This is a genomic window from Pseudomonas sp. R38(2017) (assembly GCF_002112395.1).
GTDB lineage: Bacteria > Pseudomonadota > Gammaproteobacteria > Pseudomonadales > Pseudomonadaceae > Aquipseudomonas.
Genome location: NZ_NEHN01000009.1, coordinates 287,643 through 305,269 on the forward strand (window position 1 = coordinate 287,643; position 17,627 = coordinate 305,269).

Below are 17,627 nucleotides of genomic sequence, written 5' to 3' on the forward strand. Positions count from 1 at the left end.
GTCAGGCCACCGCCCGGGACATGACGTACAAGGCGTCACGCACGGTCATCGAGTCGTCTTCGAGGGTGCGCAAGTGCACCCCCGCTACATCCGGCTGTACATCGAGACGCGCCGGGGCATGCAGGTAAACATTGAAGGCACGTTCGCTGACGGAGGCTTGCAGTTGCCGTTCGCGACCGATCAGCGCGGTCAACGCCGCATCACTGTCGCTGCCGCCCACCGAGCGCACCGATGCCCAACGCCCTTCCCTCGCCAGCAGCAACACGCTGCGTTGCGGTTCGGCGACCACGAACAGGAAGTCGCCGGCATCGAGGCTTTTGTCGAAACGATTGAAGGCGCTCATCAGGTACGGCTGCACCGAACGCAGACGCAGGTTGCGACCACTGACCAGCGTGCGCAGGTGTTCCAGCAAATCCTGTGGCAAGGCACTGGCGATCCGGTCGTGACCGGCCGGCTCGGCGGACAACACCAGGCTCCAGGGTTGGGTCGGTGCGCCGAACAGGTCTTCGAAACACAGTTGGGCGAAGCCACGCAGTTCCTCTGGCGTGCTGATCTGCTCGCTCCACGGCACCAGGCAGAAACGGCTGAAATGCCCTGAGATCACCACACTCAGTTCCGAACCTGCGCGGGCGTGTTCGCCGAGCAGACGGTCGAGGGTGTCCAGCGCCACGGTGTAGCTGTGGAAGCCTTCGTCGATGTAGCCGACGCTGCCCAGCCACAGGATGTCGCTGCCCCGGCGCTGGCCGAGGCCGACACCGCTTGCGCCGAGCACGGCGATAAATTGATCACGCGATAAAAGTGACACGATTGATCTCCTCCAGCGTGGTCCGACCGTGCTCCACCAGCTCCAGCGCCGATTCGCGCAACAGGCGCAAACCGCGGGCGCAGGCCAGGGCTTTGATCTGGGTGATGGGTTGGCGCTCGACGATCATTTGCCGCAGTTCGTCGTCCAGGTGCAGCAGTTCGGCAATCGCCGTGCGCCCGCGATAGCCGCTGCCCCGGCAGTGGCCGCAGCCCTTGCCGTGGACGAAGTGGTAATGGCCGACCTTGTGCGGATCGAGGCCGGAAGCGCGCAGCTCTTCATCGTTCGGGGTGGCCGGTGCGCTGCAACTGCTGCACACCAGACGGATCAGACGCTGGGCAAGAATCGCGTTGAGCGCCGAGACCAGGCTGTAGGGGTCGATTTCCATCTGGGTGAAGCGGCCGATCACGTCGAACACGTTGTTGGCGTGGATCGTCGTGAACACCAAGTGCCCGGTGAGCGCCGATTGCACGGCGATCTGTGCAGTGTCGGGGTCGCGGATCTCGCCGACCATGATCTTGTCCGGGTCGTGCCGCAGGATCGAGCGCAGGCCACGGGCAAAGGTCAGGCCTTTTTTCTCGTTGACCGGGATTTGCAGCACGCCGGGCAACTGATATTCCACCGGGTCTTCGATGGTGATGATCTTGTCCACACCGTGGTTGATCTCGGTGATCATCGCGTACAGCGTGGTGGTCTTGCCGCTGCCGGTGGGTCCGGTCACCAACACCATGCCGTAGGGTTCGGCAGCCAGACGCCGCAGCTGGCGCAGGGTTTCGTCTTCAAAACCCAGCGCCTGAAGTTGTACGCCGCAGACCTTGTCGGCCAGGTCCTGTTTGTCGAGCACCCGCAGCACCGCATCTTCACCGAAGATGCTCGGCATGATCGACACCCGAAAGTCGATCTGCCGGCCGCTGATGCCGATCTTGAAGCGACCGTCCTGGGGAACGCGCTTTTCGCCGATGTCCAGTTCGGCCATGACCTTGACCCGCGAGATCACCTGCTCGGCGAACTCGCTGCCCTGGATCTTGCCGATGTTGTTCAGCACGCCGTCGATCCGGTACTTGATCACCAGACCGTTGCCGGTGGTACCGAGATGGATATCGCTGGCATGCATTTTCAGCGCGTCGTAGAGGGTCGAGTTGACCAGTTTCACCACCACGCTCGAGTCTTCGCTGATGCTGGTCAGCGACAGGCTTTGCAGGGTGTCGACCTCACTGCCGGCGTCGGCCTGGGCGTTGAGCGATTCAACCGCGTGGAAGCTTTCTTCATGGCGGGCCAGATAGGCCTTGAGGTCGTCGGCGTGCACCAGGTACAGCGGCGCGCCGTGCAGGCATTCGTCGATCCAGGCCAGGCGCGACGTGTCGAAGGGGTCGGCGAACACGCCGATGACTTCGTCGTTGTGGCGCAGCAGGATGAATTCACGTTTGAGGCATTGCGCGAGGGTGACCCGATCGAACACCGGCGTCGCCTGGAACAGGGTGTCGGTGTCGAGCACCGGGTAATGCAGGGTGGCGCCGAGGCTGGCAATGAACGGCATCGGCGCCAGTTCGCAGAGCACGGCCAGTGCATCGAGAACTCGTTCCCCGGAAGTGCTGGCCCGCGCCCGGGCCTGGGCCAGTTGCTCACTGGAGAAGCGTGTCGGGGCACACGCAGGCTGCAACGCTTCGACGACAACGGACAGACGATCCATGGCTTGCTCTCCAACACCCGGGGCTTGAGGCCCTGACGGCGCGGGAGGCGGGTTCGGCGAGTGCCGGAACGTCTATCGCGCCATTACTCCCCGGTGAGCATTTGATCGTCGTCCGGTGCCATGGCCTCCGACCGGTTTCGTCGGCGGTCCGCCAGCACCCAACTGCCATCGTACAACTGCAACGGGAAGCTCTCGGTCCTGCTCTGGCGTCGTTCGACGAAGCCTTCGGATGGGCTCGCACCGGGTTTCGCTTCGCGCTGGATCCCCAGAAGGTCGCAGACAGCTCGGGCCAGTTCCGCCAAAGGAAACGGTTTGAACAGGATGTGACTGACCCCCAGTTGCCGCGCCCGCTCACAGACTTCAGCGGTCGGGTGACCCGTTATCAGCACGAAATGACACATCCTGTTCTGGCGGACTGCGTCGAGCACCTCAAAGCCTTCCATATCGGGCAAGCGGTAATCGAACACCAGCACGTCGGGAGCGAAGGTCTCGGCCTGGCCGATTCCGTCTGCGCCGTCATGTGCAATCCGGACGTCCAGCCCTTGCGCCGACAGATAATCCTGAAGGTTCTGCGCAAGCAGCAGTTCGTCTTCGACAACCAGTACTTTGTTAACCAAGGTCTACTCCTTGCAGCGACAGATCCGGCCTTTTCACATCTACTGCCCGAACCTGCTGGAGTGCGCCTCACAAGAGGTAACGCACACTTCATGCCAGGCCGAGTGCCGGTAAATTTTGGTCTTCATGTCCTTGAATTTGATGACAATGCCCGCTCGTCCCGGTACCCCGTTCCCCAGAAACGGGGAAGCACCTGAATGGGCATCGAAGCCATTCCCCACTATTGGGGGGAAACCTTCAATCGTCGTCAATTCGTTCGATCCTGTTCTGCGCCCGCAATTGCGTGAGCACCTGGCGACGAGCCTGGGCCTGTTGCTGTCGGGCACGCTGTACCCGGACTGTTGCAAGCCCCTGCATCTGTGGGACATCGGCTGCCTCCAAGTGGTTCTGCAAATAAATCAAATGCCAGCCGAATGGGGAGCGAACGGCATCGCTGGCGAACGTTGCCCCCTCGACCACGGAGGCACGCATCTGCATCAAGCGTAGACGCGCCGCCGCGTCTGTGGCGGCATCGGCACCCGGGGGCACGCGAACCAACAGATGCCGAGCCTGCAAGGTGTTGGCGCGGATCAACGCGGCGAACATCTGTTGCGCCGCCAGTTCACGGCGGGTGTACTCGGTGAACGAGGCTTGGTCGAACCCCGCATCCTGCAAGCGCCGCATGAAATTGTCATTACCGCCGATGGCGATGCGGATCTGCTCGACCTGTTGCTGCACAGCCTGGTCATCGATTTTCAGGCCACGTTTTTGCGCCTCCTGCCACAACAGTTCCATGTCGATCAGCGTGTCCAGCGCGGCCTGACGCAGCTGTTTATAGGCCTTGGGACTACGGATGCTCGCGACGGCGCGACCCCGGTCTTCCAGGTATTCAGCAAAAAACCGTTCCAGGCGAAATTCGGAAATCACCTCGCCGTTGACCCGCGCCGCCACCGGTTCCGGATTGGCGAACGCCATCGGCAACCAGCACGCCAGCAGCCACAACACGCTTTTGAGCTTCATGATCAAGGCCTCCGTTCAGGGGCTCGCGAGAATCGGTTTGTAGGGCGCGACCAGGTAGAAACGCTGATCGGGCAAATCCACGGTGACCACATGCGCCCCGCTCAGGCCCGATCGTCGCCCGGGACCGAAGCTGAGGCGCGGGGTCAGGCCGGTGTCGAAGTCGTGCAGACTTTCGAGGGCCGTCACCATTTTTTCGCGGCTGGCATCGCGCCCGGCCTGCTTCATGGCTTCGCTGAACAGCAACATCGAGGCGTAGGCGCCGACTTGCAGCACCGCATGCTGCGCGCCGAGGCCCTGATGTTCACGCAGCAGGGTCAGGGCCATGCGCCCTGCCTGGGTCCAGTCGCTCGGCACAAAGGGATAAGCCAGGAATACCCGCCGGGAAAAGCCTTCGGGCACTTGCAGCAGGTCGCCCGCCACCTGGCCCGACGTCGCGAACAGATACGGCACTTGCCCGGCTTGCTGCAGTCCCGCCGCCAACCGACTGAAACCGCTGCCGCTGCCCAGGTAGAACACCGAACGCGATCCCAGTGGCAAGCTGTCCGCCGCCGGGTCGTAGGCCTGCAGCCGGACCTTTTGCCAGCCGTGATCCTGCAAGTATTGCCCCAGCGCCTGGGCGGCCTGCACCTGAGCCGGGTCGTCGGGATAGGCGATCAGCGTCGGCCCTTGCAGCACTTTCAGGCTGGCGGCGGCGTAGTCGGCCAGGGCGATCAACTGCTCGCGCAATCCCGGCAGCGGTTCAAAGATCTGCGCACTGGCCTGCACCGAACCCATCAAGGACAACGGCCCGATCAGCGGCAGACCGGCCTGCTCCAGGCGCGGCGCCAGTTCACTGTCCAGCGCCGGCGCCAGCGGAGCGATCAGCGCAAAGACCTTTTCCTCGACGATCAGCCGTTGCAGGGCCTGCTCGGCGCTGGCGCGATCCGGGCCGGGATCGACCACGGTCAGACGCAACTGCCGGCCATGAATGCCGCCCGACTGATTGATCCGCGCCACGCTGCCGTTGAGCACCGCCGCCACCGTGGCGCCCTCCTCGGCCAGCGGCCCCTGACTGGGCAGCAAAGTGCCCAGGTGCAGGGTCTGGTCATCGAGCCCCGGATCGCGATCATCAGCCAGACGCTTGAGATAGGCAGTGAGATTGCGCTGATCCTTCATCGACAGCAGGAAGCGCGGCATGCTCGGATCGAGTCTATTGTTGCCGGAGTCGCGGCCCTGCTGGATCACCTGCGCCAGGCTGCTTTCGGTGTATGCCGGGTAGTTGCGTCCATTGACATGTTGCTGACCGTGAATGCTGGTCAGTCGCGACCAGTTCAGCTCCGGCGGCCGCACGCCGCCCTCGGGCCGACCGAGACCATCGGTGCCGTGGCAGTTGGCGCACGGCAGGCTAGTGGCCGGCAGCAACACGTCCGCCGCGCCGACCCGCGCCATGATCGCCTCGCCGCTGGCAGACAGGCCTTCGCGGTACAGGCGCTTGCCGGCGCTTTCTTCATCGGTCAGCGGCAACGCGGCCGCGCCGAGGCTGACGCCAGTGAGCAGGATCAGGGCGAGGACGCGGCCGAGGTTCATGGCGCGGACTCAGCGGCCGGCCACGGGCATTGCCAGCAACTGCAAGCGCTGGGCAATGGCGGCGGCCGGGGCGTCGGGGCGAATCTTGCTCCAGCGTTTGTTGGCGACATCGCCGACGATCAACTGGGTCGAGTGCTGCTCCGGCGTCGGCACGATCTGGCCGATGCGACCGAGCACCAGATCCATCTGCGCCTTGTCGCCGGTAAGGAAAAGCCAGTGAGGGTCATCGGCGCCCTGCTTCAAGGTGTATGCCTTGAGTACCGCCGGCGTGTCGCGCAGCGGATCACTGGTAAGGGAAATGAAAGTGACGCCGTCAGCCTTGTCACCCAGCAGCTCGCGGACTTCCTTGAGCTTGCGGGTGATCAGCGGGCAGGCATCGTTGCAACTGGTGAAAATGACGTTGAGCAGCACCACGCGGTTTTTCAGGGCGTCGCTGTAGAAGCGTTGAGTGTTGCCATGCTGATCCAGCAACGGCGTGTCGGTGAACCAGGTCTTTGCGTCGTGGGTGCCTTTGGCCGGCGCGGCGGCAACCGTTGCCGGAGCCTCGGGTGCATGACCTTCGTGGGCGAACGCCACCGCGCTGAAAATACAGAAGCAGATCATCAGGGTGACCCAGTCGAGCATTCTCATGGCTGTTGCTCCATGGCAATCGCGGTGTGTCTGGCGTGGGTGCGCAGACCGCTGAGTTTCTCTACTTCCTTGGCCAGCAGCGCCGGGTCGGTGAAGCCGTAGTAGCGCATCCAGTGACGGCTGTTGCCGTCACCGACGAGGATCAGCGGCTGATGATTCTTGAAGTCACCGCTGAAACTGCCCAGCCCCTTGAGGGTGGCGTTGATCGACTGCGTCGAACCGGTGAGCCAGCTCCAGCCCGGCCCGCGCTGAAAAGAGCGGGCGTAATCGCGCAGACGTTTCGGGTCGTCGCGTTGCGGGTCGATGCTGATCGACACCAGCTGCACTTCGCCGCCGACCCGTGAGCCCAGCTGTTTCTGCACCTTGCCCATGATCGACGAGACCACCGGGCAGACCGTGGTGCAACTGGTGTAGATGAAACTCATGACGACGATTTTGTTGTGCACCAAATCCTGTTCCAGGCGCACGGTCTTGCCGTTCTGATCGAGCAGCGGCACGTCGACGAATTTGACCTGGGTGTGTTCCTGAGAGCTGGCGGCCGGTGCCTTGTGCCCCGCGTGTTCATCCGCCGAATGTGCCTGGGCCTGATGAATGCCGGTGGCCAACAGACACAGGGTCAGCAGGCCGGATGATGCGAATCGGTTCATGGCGTTGTCCTCGTCACTGAGTCTGGCCGGGCAGCACCCGGACACTGGCAAATGTCTTGTCATCGAAACCGGCGCCCAGCGATGCCGCGCGCACATGCAGGTACCAGGCGCCGTTGCGGTCGAGGGTCACCGGGGCTTCGTACACACCGTCGGCGACTTCCAGCGCCGCGACTTCACGGGGTCGCGACGTCGGCGCGAGGAAGTAGCGCAACTGCACGTCGGTCACGCCGCTGCGCTGGATCTTCTGTTTGCCCTGGACGATGCGAAAGCGCACCACGTAAGGGTCGTTGAGGGCCACGGCGGTCTTGTCCAGCAGGAACTCGACTTTGGGCGCACCCAGGTGTTTTTCAGGCGCGCCATCGGACGCCACCTGGGCGGTGAAGCAATGAATGATGTTCGGCTGGTTGAGCAGGAACGCCACGTCGAAGCGCCCCGCCGCCGGCAGCTTCACCCGGGCGCTGTAGAGCCCCGGCGACACTTCGCGCAGACTGCGGTCGACGACCAGCGCGGCGCGGGCGATTTGCCCCCGGTTGGGGTAACCGGACATCGGCGCGTTCATGCCTTCGGCGTAGAAGTAGGTGGTGTTGTCCACCGGGTTGACCACGAACACCGCGTTGTCGTCCCGCGATACGGCGAGGCTCGAGGCCAGCGGCAGATCCCCGGCCAGCCGTGGCGGCTGCGGCCCGGCTTCAAAGCCCTGGGTAATCGGCTGACGCCCTTCGCCCAGCGAAGACAGGTTGATCATGGTGACTTTCGGCGAGGCCAGGCCGCGCACGTAGGCGTAGGCCTGGGTGAACACCACTTGATAGGGTTCGGCTGAAACTTCCAGATCATGGATCGCCGAATCGTTGGCCGCGTCGATGACCGTGGCGCGGTTTTCCACCGTGTTCAGCACCACGCCGAAACGACCGTCGCCACTGAAACCCATCGGGCCGAGGCCCTGTTGCAGCTTGATCACCCGGCGCACCGCGCGGCTGTTGCTATCGATCACGGTGACGGTGCCATCCTTGCCATCGGCCACGTACACCGCACCAGACAGCGGCGAGTACGCCACCGACAACGGGCTGGAACCGGTCTTGACCTGTTGCAGCAAGCTCAGGCTGGCGATGTCGATGACACTGAGGGTGCCGTCGTCGCGGTTGCTGACGAAGGCGAAACGGCTGTCCTTGCTGAAGGTGATTTCGTGATGGCCGCGACCGGTCGCCAGGTGTTTGAGCGGTTTGAGGCTCTGGGTGTCGATCACCGTGACCCCGGACTCTTCAGCCTTGGTCGCGTTGTTGCCGACCCACAGCAGGCGCTCATCCGGTTGCAGCGCCACACGCACCGGTTGGCTGCCGGCGGCCACCGAGTCGAGGACCTTGAATTGCTCGCTGTCGATCACCGCCACTGCGCCTGCTGCCGGCATCGACACGAACACCCGTTTGTTGTCTCTGAGCGTGACCCAGTCCATCGGCGGTTGCTTGAGTTCGATCCGCGCCAGAGTGCTGGTGATGCCGCCGACCGACACCGAAGGATCGATCACCGAAACGCTGGCATCGCGGTTCATCACCAGCAGGAAGTAGCTGTTGAGATCGAGCAACGGCCGCGCGCCGATGTTGGATTTGAGGAACGTCCCGACCCGGGATTTGCAGCTCTTGTCGCGGCCCTGGGCCTGGTCGGCGCCAACGCTTTCCGGATCGATCCACGCTCCCGGTGCGACACCGGACAACGGCTGGCCGGAGGTGCCATCGGTGACGCGGAACTGCACGTCGGCGAACTCGCCTTCACGCAATTTGCCGTCGCGGGCCAAGGGTTGCAGGTTGAACGTGATGGACACGCCATCACGGGTCAACGTCTGCGCCAAGGCAAGCTCACCGAGCGTGAGCAGCGCACCTGCGATGGTCAGCAGACACACGCCGATGATGTTGATGATCCTGTTCATGTCGCTCTCCCCTGCCAATACAACCCCGTCCGGTCATTGAGCGGGCGGTACCGGCTCCGGCTCATTGGTCACCCGCAACAACCCCCACAACCCCGCCGTGTTGCCGAACGACGCGTTGTCGCGGAACAGGTAATCCCCCGCTATCGCATTGGCCCCGCCGGCGCTCGGCAACATGAAGCTGAAGTGCGCTGCCGGCAGCACGCTTTCGCGGGCGCCGATGTACATCGACATCGGGTTGTAGCCGAACTTCACCGAGCCCACGCCGGGGGTGTTCATCGGGTAGCCGCCGACATCGCTCTTCTCCGACTGGAACGGGTTGACCGACCATAGATGCCCGTCGAGCTGGAAGGTCGAGCCACGGCTGCCACCGGTTGGCATCAGGATGTGGGTGCGGAAAGGCTGACCCGGCTTGGCGTAGAACACCGGGGTCTGTGGATCGCCGCCGACCAGCGCGTTGCTGTAGGCCATGTGCGCGTTCGGCACGTCGCCGTAGCCATGACCGTCGGCACGCCCGAACGGTGCGTCCGGCGCCAGGCCGAAGCGGTACCACATCGGCTCGGCCTTGTAGTTGATGGCCATGCCGGCGTTGTCCTTCGGATCGTTCGGCACACCCATGCCTTCGGAGGCGATGCCTTCCACCGGCCGGCCATTGGCCCAGCGCAGGTTCAGCGCGCGCTGCCAGACCATCGCAAAATCGCGATAGGCCGTCTGCCCCGCCGCCGTCACCGTGGCGCTGACCTTGCGTACGTCGTCGACCCAGGTAGCACCCACCGGCAGGATGCTCATTGCCCCGCCCAGGCCTTTTTGCGGTTGCTTGATCACGTCCGCCGGGGTGAAGTTGAGGCCGCCGAACTCCACCGCCGTGGCGTTGATGTTGTCGACGTTGCGCCCCAGTTGGGTGATCGGTTTGCCTTCGCGCTCCAGGTGCCCGGCGTAGTACTGATAGGTACGGGTCGGGTAGGCACCGGTGCTGCCGACACGCGGCGGCACGGTCTGGATCGGGTTGGCGCCGACGTTCACCCCGTCGGATTTGGTGATGTCGTAGGCCAGCAATTGCGCATGCAGGCCGACGTGGCTGGAGGGTCGCAGCAGGTTGTTGTTGAAGGTGGTCGAGCCGTCGCCACCGTTACGGTCGCGTTTGACCAGACCTTGCAGGATCGCGGTCTGCGCCAGATCGGGCATCACGCTCGGCAAGCGATTTTCCAGGGTGATGTTGATGCAGTCGCCGGCAGCGGCGCGCAGCACCAGCGGCTCCACCGGAATGCCGGGTTTGAGCTTGCCGGTGGCCGGATCGAGATCCGCCTTGCGCACATAAAGGATCGCGGTCGGGTCATGGATCGGCCCGCTCTGGCCGCCGATGGTGATGGTCTCGCCATCCTCGGGGTCGGTCACCGTCACCTGCGGAATGCTCACCGGCCGCGAGTTGAACACCAGCGTGCCGCCGGCGGGATTCAACGGCCCGCCAACATGCTGGCCAAGCCCGGCCGAATCGCCGATGGTCAGCCCCAGCGGGTTGCGCAGGATGTCATTGGCCAGCGCCGCGACCACTTCATAGTTGCGCTGCACGGTCGGCCGGGTGCCGATGCCGTTGGGGTTGGCGCTGATCCGTGGGCAGGTGCCTTCGAACGCAACAGTGTTGCGCATGCCGGTTGGTTTCGGGTTGTTCGGCAGCGCGAACAGGTCGTTGCGTTGCGCGGTGTAGTTACGCATCACACCCCAGATGCCGTTCCAGTAGCCTTCGATCGAAGCGTCCATCGAGTACAGATAATCCCCGGTGGTCGCCGCAGAACTCGACAGCATCGACACCGGCGCAATGAAGCCCATCTGCTCGGAGATCCCGACCATCTGCGAAGCGCGCCAGCCAGAGTTGGAACTGTTGCCGAACCCGGAGCCGCTCTGCAGCCACTTCACGCCGTGCAGGGTGACGTTGTGCTCTTCCTCGTGGCCGCCGGCATGCACCCGCAGCCGCACGTTGTCACCGGTGTAGGTGCGCAGCATCGGCGTGAACGGATCGCCCGGCTCGGCTCCGCCCTTGTTGATGTGCGGCGGGAACAGCGTGGTGCCGCCGGTAGGCCCGGTGGCAGAACTGATCTGGTTCGGTGCCAGGTTCAGTGCCGGGATCGCCCGGTCGGTGCGGCTTTGCATGGCGTACGCCAGGTCACCGCCGAGGCCGTCTGCCTGCATGCCGCGCTTGCCGTCCGGGCCGACCTTGTTCGGATCGAACACCCGCAGGCCCAGCGGCTCGTTGCGGTAGTTGACGACGAACATGCCGGGGTCATCCACGGAAATCGCCTGCGGACATGGCCGACTCGGGCAGCCCGGTTTGATCCCGCCGCGCGCCTCGACCACCGCTTCGAGCAGGTTGCCGGCGTTGTTGCGCACCGGTGGGTTGATCGCAAAGCGGAAGCTGTCGGCCGTGGCCGGGAACGCTTGCGCATTCGGGATGCCATTCGGGCCAGCGCCAACATACACACCGGCTTCATAGGCGTGCTGGAAGTCGCTGTACTCCAGGAAAAACTCGCGGAAGCTGTCGTTCAAGCCGTCACCGTCGAGGTCGCCGGTGTTGATCACCGCTTGCCACGACGTCGGCCCGCCATCCTGCCGGGCACCGCTGTACAAAGGCTCGCCGGTTTCGGCGTGAAACCAGGTGGAACCGGCCGGTTCAGCCAGCACGGTGGCGTAGAGGCCGATCTGTTGGTGCGTCGATGGGCCGAGGTGGTCATGGGTGAAAATCGTGCCGAGGCCGCGATCCACGCCTTTGCTGTTGATCACCGGGTCGACGAACCAGCGCTGCATCGCCGTGCGCGCGCCCATCCAGTCGCTGCGTCCGTACTGACCGAAGAACGGATGCGCCTTGGCTTTCGGACAGGCCGGGGTGCCGTCGCGCGGGTCGGTGCCGGCGCACTGGTTGAATTCGCGGATCGCGTGCACACGCTCCTGCACGGCGCCGGGGGAAAGCACGCCGTCCTCGTAGTTCCAGCCGTTGGAGGAACCGTCCGCTGCCGTCAGGTCCCACTTCGGCAGGTGAATGTGCTGGCCGATCACGTCGGTCGGGGTGCGCACCTGATAGTCGTCCATCTCATAGACGGCCGGCACCAGGTTGGTTTGCTGGTATTGCACGCAGTCGAAGGTGTTCATGCGCATCACCAGCGGCTCTGGCGGACGCTGCTTGGTGATCACCGGCCAGGCGTCTTCCCACAGCGCCAGGATCCGGGCTTGCGGGAAGTGATAACCGACCTTGTTGTACACCGCGTCGAACTGGATGTTGGCGGCTTTGTAGACTCGTGGCCGGTCGGCGGTGAACGCCGAGGCCCCGACAAACGACATGCCGTCGATGCGCTCGCCGCTGTTGAATTCGCCGCTGCCGGCGCTGCTGGTCAGGCGTTTTTGCCGGTCGTCCATGCACGGTTCGTAGTACGGCGCGCCAGCAATCGGCAGGGCGCCATTGGTGCGGAAGGCTTTGGCCACCACTTGATTACCGGGCAGCAAGGCGAAGCTTGGGTGGTCCTTTTTCGCGTGGAAGGCCATCGCGGCCTGTTCGACTTCAGTGCCCTCTTCGGGCAGATAGATCGGTTTGGCGCGGGTGACTTCCTTGGAGAAATCCAGCGACGTGGTCACGGTGTGCGCTTCGCCACCGGCGGATTTGCCGTCCAGTGCATGGCGCGGCAAACCACCGTCCCAGCCGCCGGATTGCGTCGGGTCGAGGTTGGCCCACAGTGCCTTTCCACTGGCTTTGAGCGATTGCGCGGTGGCGGCGTCGAGCATGTCCAGCGGCGGAGTCGGCGGACGCTGCCCGACCGAACTTTCCATGCCGCCGATCCAGAACGGATAGCCGGGATTTTTCAGGCTGCCGTCAGCGTTGCGGTTGGCTTCGCTGCGATCCACCAGGGCCAGAGAACCCACCGCCTGACCGCCAGCGTTGCCGCCGTGATGATCATCGTCGCCCTCTTCTTCCTCATTGTCGTCATCGTTGCCGGTAACCAGGGTTTCACCGATTTTCGGCACGACAACAACCTTGCCCGGCATCGGCGCCATGGCTTTGCCCGGCAGCGGCACGATGGCGGGAATTGGCGTGCCGGCAATGATTTCGCCATCCGGCAAGGCGCGGGCGCCAGCGGCCGGTTTGCCGCTGCGCAGGGCATAAGGCTCGCTGTGGAAACCGTCGGCACCTTGCTCGGAAACCTCCAGTTTGGTGCCCTCTTCAAACACATCATGCACCCGCCACATGGCCCACATGCCCTGAGCAAAATGCGGATAGAAGTGGCAATGGTAGATCGCATCGCCCGCCACCCGGTTGCGATTGCCCGAACCGCCGTTGGCGATTTCATAGGTGTAACCGGCGCCCGGACCGATGCCCTGAGCGTCGACGTAATCGGAGTTGTCGTCGTTGGGGTTGAACAACCACTGGTGGCCGTGCAAATGGAAAATGTGGTGCTCGTAACCGTTGTGGGTGTTGCGGAATTTGACGAAGTCACCGATGTAGCTGTGGGCGACGTTCGACGGCTCCGACGGATAAAGCGCCATCGTCGCTTTGACGCCGACCTGATCAGCGCGCGGAGCCTGGCCAGGGGCGATGTTCTCAAGCCCGGAGTTGGCCGGGACGTCCACCAGCATCGCCACGTCGCCGACGGTGTGCGAGCTGAGGAAGAATTCTTCGTAGGCGCAGGACAGGCAATCGTGCATCGGCCCCACGCCCAAACGGTTGGCGATCACTTCAGCGCCCATGCCTCCAGCGCCATAGTTGATCATGAACGAATCGCGGGTCGGCTCCAGCACGTGCCCCATCACTGGATCGGCGAAGTACGCCGGGAACGCCTGGGTGACGGCGGTTTCGTCCTGGAACTGCGCGGCGAAATCGCGGAACGGCTCCAGCCGATTGGGCAGCGCCGGGTTGCGTTTGCCCAGTGATTCCAGCGGATAAGTGATCGGCGGAAAGCTGCCGTCGGGGTTGCTGCCCATGACAATGGCGTCGCTTTCGCTGGAGATGATTTCGCTACCGTCGACCATGCTGATGATCGGTGTGCCGGCCTTGCCTTCGCGCAGCCACGGCTCGCGCTGCGGGTAGCGTGCCTGGTAATCGACGATCGGGTGTCCGGCGGGGGTGCGGCCAGTGCTGGCCAGGCGCATGTCTTCTTCGGTGAGGGTGTTGCGGTAAGTGCGGCCGCCCTTGGGCACGACCACCACTTGGGCAAACAGACCATTGGCATTGTTGCCGGCCGCGCCCTCCCCGCCGAACGTCGCGCCACGGCTGCTGACGTCGAACGCCCCTTCGCGCTCGGCGTACAACAGATAGGAACGGCTGGCACCCGGGGCGACCAGACTGTTGGCATTGCGGCCGGTGAACGAGGCGATGTCGTCGATGCTGTTCACCGCTTGCAGACCGTTGACCTGGAAGCCGACATGCCGATCGGAGACTTGCTCGTCGGCCTTGAAGGCTTCGCCGACATTGACGTTTTCCTCTTCGCCCTCAGGCTCAGAGTGATGGTTCGGGTTGGCCTGATAAGCCAGCAGGTTCTGCAGGTTGATCGTCAGGCAGTCCCCCGCTGCCACGCGCAGCACCAGTGGCCGAGGACGCTTGTCCGGACGCAGTGAAACTTTGCCTGGCACCGCCGATCCGCCCTGGGCCAGCGACCGGTCATGGTCATCGACCACGTCGCGGCGCAAGGCGAACATCATGCCGTTGACGTTCTGCGCGCCGAGGCGGTTGAACATCAGCGGCTGATCGAAGGCCACGACGTTGGCCACCAGATTGCGTTCGCAGCGCACGGCGGCGCTGGCCAGTTCGACGCTGAGCATCGAGGCCAGCAACAGCAGCCAGTTCAGCAGGGACGGTGCGTGGTGAATGCCAACCATGATCGGAAACCTCGTAGTGGGTGCTCACAGGGAATGATTCTCGACAAAGCCCTCGGAGCAATCCGCATGCCACAAAAATTTTTGTTGCTGGTCAGTCAGTTACAAAAACCACTTGAGAATCCGGGGGATATTCCCCACCCGATTCCCCGCTTTTCCAACCCGGCAGGTTTGCCCCGAAAGTGGGGAAAACCGGGTTGAGGTTTACAACGGCGCGTCCGCCGCCAGCCCCTGCAAACGCCGGTACTGACGCAGGACGCTGGGCACATAACGCTGAGTTTCGGCAAACGGCGGGATCACCCGGCCACGGCTCAACACCGCGTCGGGGCCGGCGTTATAGGCCGCCACGGCGAGGGCGATGTCGTTATCGAACAGGGTCATCAGACGCTTGAGATACCGGGCCCCGCCCTGAATGTTGGCCTTGGGGTCGTAGACATCGGTCACCCCCAGTTCCCGGGCTGTGTCGGGCATCAGTTGCATCAGCCCGCCGGCGCCTTTGGGCGAGGTGGCGCCAGGGTTGTAGTTCGACTCGGCGTTAATCACCGCGTGCAGCAGTGCCTCGGGCAAGTGATTGGCCGTGGCCGCCGCCGATACCAGTTCCGCGTAGGGCTGGTTGGCGATCAATTGCGGTTGCCGGTCAAGGCTGACCACGGGCATTTGCGCCTCGTGGATCACCCGTTCGTAGGTGCGTCCGGGGCGGTGGACGTTGGACAGCACATAGCTGCCCTTGGCGTCCACGGAGACAAACACATCGGCCTCGGCGATGCCGGTCAACAGCATGCAGCCAAGCAGTCCTGCGCAGATTGGATTGAGCATTGGGCCTCCCCTGACAGGCCCCGAAAAATTGGGGGAAATGCCCCACTGACCTGTCGTGATTCAGCCGTACGCAAGCACTGTGCCGACTCTTCAGAAGCCCGTATTTCAAGGGCTTCAGCCCGCGCGCAGGATTTATCGGGTGCTGAGCATGGCAATTGCATAAGCCCTCTGGCGACACGGCTGCCACTCACGGGAGGTCATCATGAAGCTGCATCTTCGTCCGCGTACCCAGCGCGGTTTCACCCTGCTCGAATTGCTCGTGGTGCTGGTGGTGCTCGGTCTGTTGGCCGGGATCGTCGCGCCCAAATATTTCGCCCAGTTGGGGCGCTCCGAAGTGAAAGTCGCCAAGGCGCAGATCGAAGGCCTGGGCAAGGCGCTGGACTTGTATCGGCTGGAAGTCGGCCACTACCCGTCCACCGAACAAGGCTTGCAGGCGTTGGTGACCGCACCGAGCGACGAGGCGAAATGGACTGGCCCGTATCTGCAGAAAAAACTGCCGCAGGACCCGTGGGGCCGCAACTACACCTACCGCTACCCCGGCGAAAACGCCGAGTACGACTTGCTGTCGATGGGCAAGGACGGCCAGCCCGGCGGCGAAGGCGAAAACGCCGAAATCACCAACTGGCAATGAGCGGAGCACCGGGCATGCGTTTTCATCTGAAGGCAGTGGGCAAGGCCGGCGTGGTGTCGCTGAACATCGAGGCGCCCGGTCACAGCGAAGCGCGGCGCATCGCCGAGGATCAGGGCCTGCGCGTGGTCAGCCTGCACGCCGAACGGCACTGGCGTTCGTTGCGTCTGAGCAAACACGAGACCTTCAATCTGGTGCTGTTCAGCCAAGAGCTGACCACGTTGCTCAACGCCGGCCTGCCGTTGATCGATGCACTGGAAAGCCTGGCGGAAAAAGAAACCGCCCCCGCTGCCCGCAAAACTTTGAGTGAGCTGGTGCGGCTTCTGTATGAGGGCAAGTCGTTCTCCCAGGCACTGGCCCAGTTGTCGGCGGTCTTCCCGCCACTGTACGTGGCGCTGGTACAGTCCAGCGAGAAGACCGGCGCGGTCGGCGATGCGCTGGGGCGTTATGTCAGCTATCGCCAGCGCATGGACGAGGTGCGGCAGAAGATCATCAGCGCCTCGATTTACCCCTTGCTGTTGCTGGTAGTCGGCGGTGGCGTGGTGCTGTTTCTGATGGGGTACGTGGTGCCGCGTTTCAGCCTGGTGTTCGAAGGGCTGGGCTCGAACCTGCCGTGGCTATCGCAGATCTTGATGAGCAGCGGGATGTTTTTGCACGCGCATCAGGGTGAGTTTTTCGGGATTCTGGCGGCCATCATCACCACCCTCGCCGTGTTGCAGAAACAACCGGCGTTTCGCCGCGGGCTGGATCGGCTGGTGGAGAAACTCCCCGCCGTGCACCAGCGGATCTTCATGTATGAGCTGGCGCGGTTTTACCGATCACTGGGGATTTTGCTGCAAGGCGGGATTCCGCTGGTGACCGCCATGGGCATGGTGCGCGGCCTGCTCACCGTGGCCTCGCGGGCGCGGCTCGACCAGGCCTGCGAGCGGGTGCGCGAAGGACAGTCATTGTCCACCGCACTGGAGCTCAATCGGCTGGTGACGCCGGTGTCTCTGCGCCTGCTGCGCGCTGGCGAGCAGTCCGGCAACCTCGGGCAAATGATGGAACGCAGCGCCGACTTCTACGACGAGGAAATCAGCCGCTGGATCGAGTGGTTCGTGCGGCTGTTCGAACCGCTGCTGATGACCTTCATCGGTCTGTTGATCGGGGTCATCGTGATCCTGATGTACATCCCGATCTTCGAACTCGCTTCAAGTATCCACTGACCCCGGGAACGGGTCGGATCACACGCAAACAAGGCACATCCACGTTCCCATTCAAGACAACAAAGACGGAGAACGATATGCACATTCAAAAGCTCATGCTAGCGATGACCATCGGCGCAGTCCTGTCGGCGTCTACCGTATTGATCCCGGACAACCTGTCCGGGGTGTCCAGCGTTCAGGCCAAGGAAGGTGGCAGTGGGGGTGGAGGCAGCGGTGGTGGCGGCGGCGGAGGTAGTGGCGGTGGAGGCGGCAATGGAG

General features: G+C 63.6%; 13 protein-coding genes and 1 pseudogene. 4 read left to right on the forward strand and 10 right to left on the reverse strand.

Annotated features, from left to right (window positions below):
• Position 1 precedes the first annotated feature (1 nt).
• From CAF87_RS23185 to mnxG, 9 genes are all read right to left on the reverse strand, one after another.
• Positions 2 to 805: a hypothetical protein gene (locus CAF87_RS23185; RefSeq protein ID WP_085733237.1), complete on the reverse strand. Its 804-nt coding sequence runs from the start codon at positions 803 to 805 to the stop codon at positions 2 to 4.
• Complete coding sequence (locus CAF87_RS23190; protein ID WP_085733238.1) at positions 786 to 2,492, reverse strand: GspE/PulE family protein; 1,707 nt, start codon at positions 2,490 to 2,492, stop codon at positions 786 to 788. The genes CAF87_RS23185 and CAF87_RS23190 overlap by 20 nt, the downstream gene beginning before the upstream one ends.
• Before the next feature lie 83 nt (positions 2,493 to 2,575).
• Positions 2,576 to 3,109, reverse strand: coding sequence for a response regulator (locus CAF87_RS23195; protein WP_085733239.1), 534 nt, complete (start codon positions 3,107 to 3,109; stop codon positions 2,576 to 2,578).
• Between the two features lie 235 nt (positions 3,110 to 3,344).
• Positions 3,345 to 4,106 carry a SurA N-terminal domain-containing protein gene (locus tag CAF87_RS23200; RefSeq protein WP_085733240.1) on the reverse strand — a complete coding sequence of 254 codons (762 nt, stop codon included), beginning with the start codon at positions 4,104 to 4,106 and terminating at the stop codon, positions 3,345 to 3,347.
• Positions 4,107 to 4,121: 15 nt separating this feature from the next.
• On the reverse strand, positions 4,122 to 5,672 hold the full coding sequence (locus CAF87_RS23205; RefSeq protein ID WP_085733241.1) for an ABC transporter substrate-binding protein: 1,551 nt from the start codon (positions 5,670 to 5,672) through the stop codon (positions 4,122 to 4,124).
• Between the two features lie 9 nt (positions 5,673 to 5,681).
• Positions 5,682 to 6,302, reverse strand: a complete 621-nt coding sequence (locus CAF87_RS23210; RefSeq protein ID WP_085733242.1) for an SCO family protein — start codon at positions 6,300 to 6,302, stop codon at positions 5,682 to 5,684.
• The gene (locus CAF87_RS23215) at positions 6,299 to 6,949 is read right to left on the reverse strand and encodes an SCO family protein (protein WP_085733243.1); all 651 of its coding nucleotides are present in this window, start codon (positions 6,947 to 6,949) and stop codon (positions 6,299 to 6,301) included. The genes CAF87_RS23210 and CAF87_RS23215 overlap by 4 nt, the downstream gene beginning before the upstream one ends.
• A gap of 13 nt (positions 6,950 to 6,962) precedes the next feature.
• Entirely contained in the window at positions 6,963 to 8,870 is a 1,908-nt protein-coding gene (locus CAF87_RS23220; protein WP_085733244.1) for a cytochrome D1 domain-containing protein, read from the reverse strand.
• A gap of 33 nt (positions 8,871 to 8,903) precedes the next feature.
• The gene (gene mnxG, locus CAF87_RS23225) at positions 8,904 to 14,723 is read right to left on the reverse strand and encodes a manganese-oxidizing multicopper oxidase MnxG (protein ID WP_085733245.1); all 5,820 of its coding nucleotides are present in this window, start codon (positions 14,721 to 14,723) and stop codon (positions 8,904 to 8,906) included.
• Positions 14,724 to 14,756: 33 nt separating this feature from the next.
• Here mnxG and CAF87_RS29340 point away from each other — a divergent pair, with 33 nt between their 5' ends.
• Positions 14,757 to 14,921, forward strand: coding sequence for a hypothetical protein (locus tag CAF87_RS29340; protein WP_170929647.1), 165 nt, complete (start codon positions 14,757 to 14,759; stop codon positions 14,919 to 14,921).
• A gap of 3 nt (positions 14,922 to 14,924) precedes the next feature.
• On the opposite strand, the gene CAF87_RS23230 is transcribed toward CAF87_RS29340, so the two are convergent.
• Positions 14,925 to 15,536 carry a lytic transglycosylase domain-containing protein gene (locus CAF87_RS23230; protein WP_085733246.1) on the reverse strand — a complete coding sequence of 204 codons (612 nt, stop codon included), beginning with the start codon at positions 15,534 to 15,536 and terminating at the stop codon, positions 14,925 to 14,927.
• A 202-nt stretch (positions 15,537 to 15,738) separates the two neighbouring features.
• On the opposite strand from CAF87_RS23230, the gene gspG reads away from it, so the two are divergent.
• From gspG to CAF87_RS23245, 3 genes and pseudogenes are all read left to right on the forward strand, one after another.
• Positions 15,739 to 16,167: a type II secretion system major pseudopilin GspG gene (gene gspG / locus CAF87_RS23235; RefSeq protein WP_085733247.1), complete on the forward strand. Its 429-nt coding sequence runs from the start codon at positions 15,739 to 15,741 to the stop codon at positions 16,165 to 16,167.
• Positions 16,168 to 16,181: 14 nt separating this feature from the next.
• A complete protein-coding gene (locus CAF87_RS23240) occupies positions 16,182 to 17,369 on the forward strand; it encodes a type II secretion system F family protein (protein WP_085733248.1) in 1,188 nt (395 codons plus the stop codon).
• A 77-nt stretch (positions 17,370 to 17,446) separates the two neighbouring features.
• Positions 17,447 to 17,627 (forward strand): annotated as a pseudogene (locus tag CAF87_RS23245) (hypothetical protein); the annotation flags it as partial.

Excerpts from the sequence above, each read along its gene's own strand:
- CAF87_RS29340 (WP_170929647.1), top strand. The coding sequence starts at position 14,757 with ATGATTCTCGACAAAGCCCTCGGAGCAATCCGCATGCCACAAAAATTT.
- CAF87_RS23230 (WP_085733246.1), bottom strand. The coding sequence starts at position 15,536 with ATGCTCAATCCAATCTGCGCAGGACTGCTTGGCTGCATGCTGTTGACC.
- CAF87_RS23205 (WP_085733241.1), bottom strand. The coding sequence starts at position 5,672 with ATGAACCTCGGCCGCGTCCTCGCCCTGATCCTGCTCACTGGCGTCAGC.
- mnxG (WP_085733245.1), bottom strand. The coding sequence starts at position 14,723 with ATGGTTGGCATTCACCACGCACCGTCCCTGCTGAACTGGCTGCTGTTG.
- CAF87_RS23220 (WP_085733244.1), bottom strand. The coding sequence starts at position 8,870 with ATGAACAGGATCATCAACATCATCGGCGTGTGTCTGCTGACCATCGCA.
- CAF87_RS23215 (WP_085733243.1), bottom strand. The coding sequence starts at position 6,949 with ATGAACCGATTCGCATCATCCGGCCTGCTGACCCTGTGTCTGTTGGCC.
- CAF87_RS23240 (WP_085733248.1), top strand. The coding sequence starts at position 16,182 with ATGCGTTTTCATCTGAAGGCAGTGGGCAAGGCCGGCGTGGTGTCGCTG.
- CAF87_RS23190 (WP_085733238.1), bottom strand. The coding sequence starts at position 2,492 with ATGGATCGTCTGTCCGTTGTCGTCGAAGCGTTGCAGCCTGCGTGTGCC.
- CAF87_RS23210 (WP_085733242.1), bottom strand. The coding sequence starts at position 6,302 with ATGAGAATGCTCGACTGGGTCACCCTGATGATCTGCTTCTGTATTTTC.
- gspG (WP_085733247.1), top strand. The coding sequence starts at position 15,739 with ATGAAGCTGCATCTTCGTCCGCGTACCCAGCGCGGTTTCACCCTGCTC.
- CAF87_RS23200 (WP_085733240.1), bottom strand. The coding sequence starts at position 4,106 with ATGAAGCTCAAAAGCGTGTTGTGGCTGCTGGCGTGCTGGTTGCCGATG.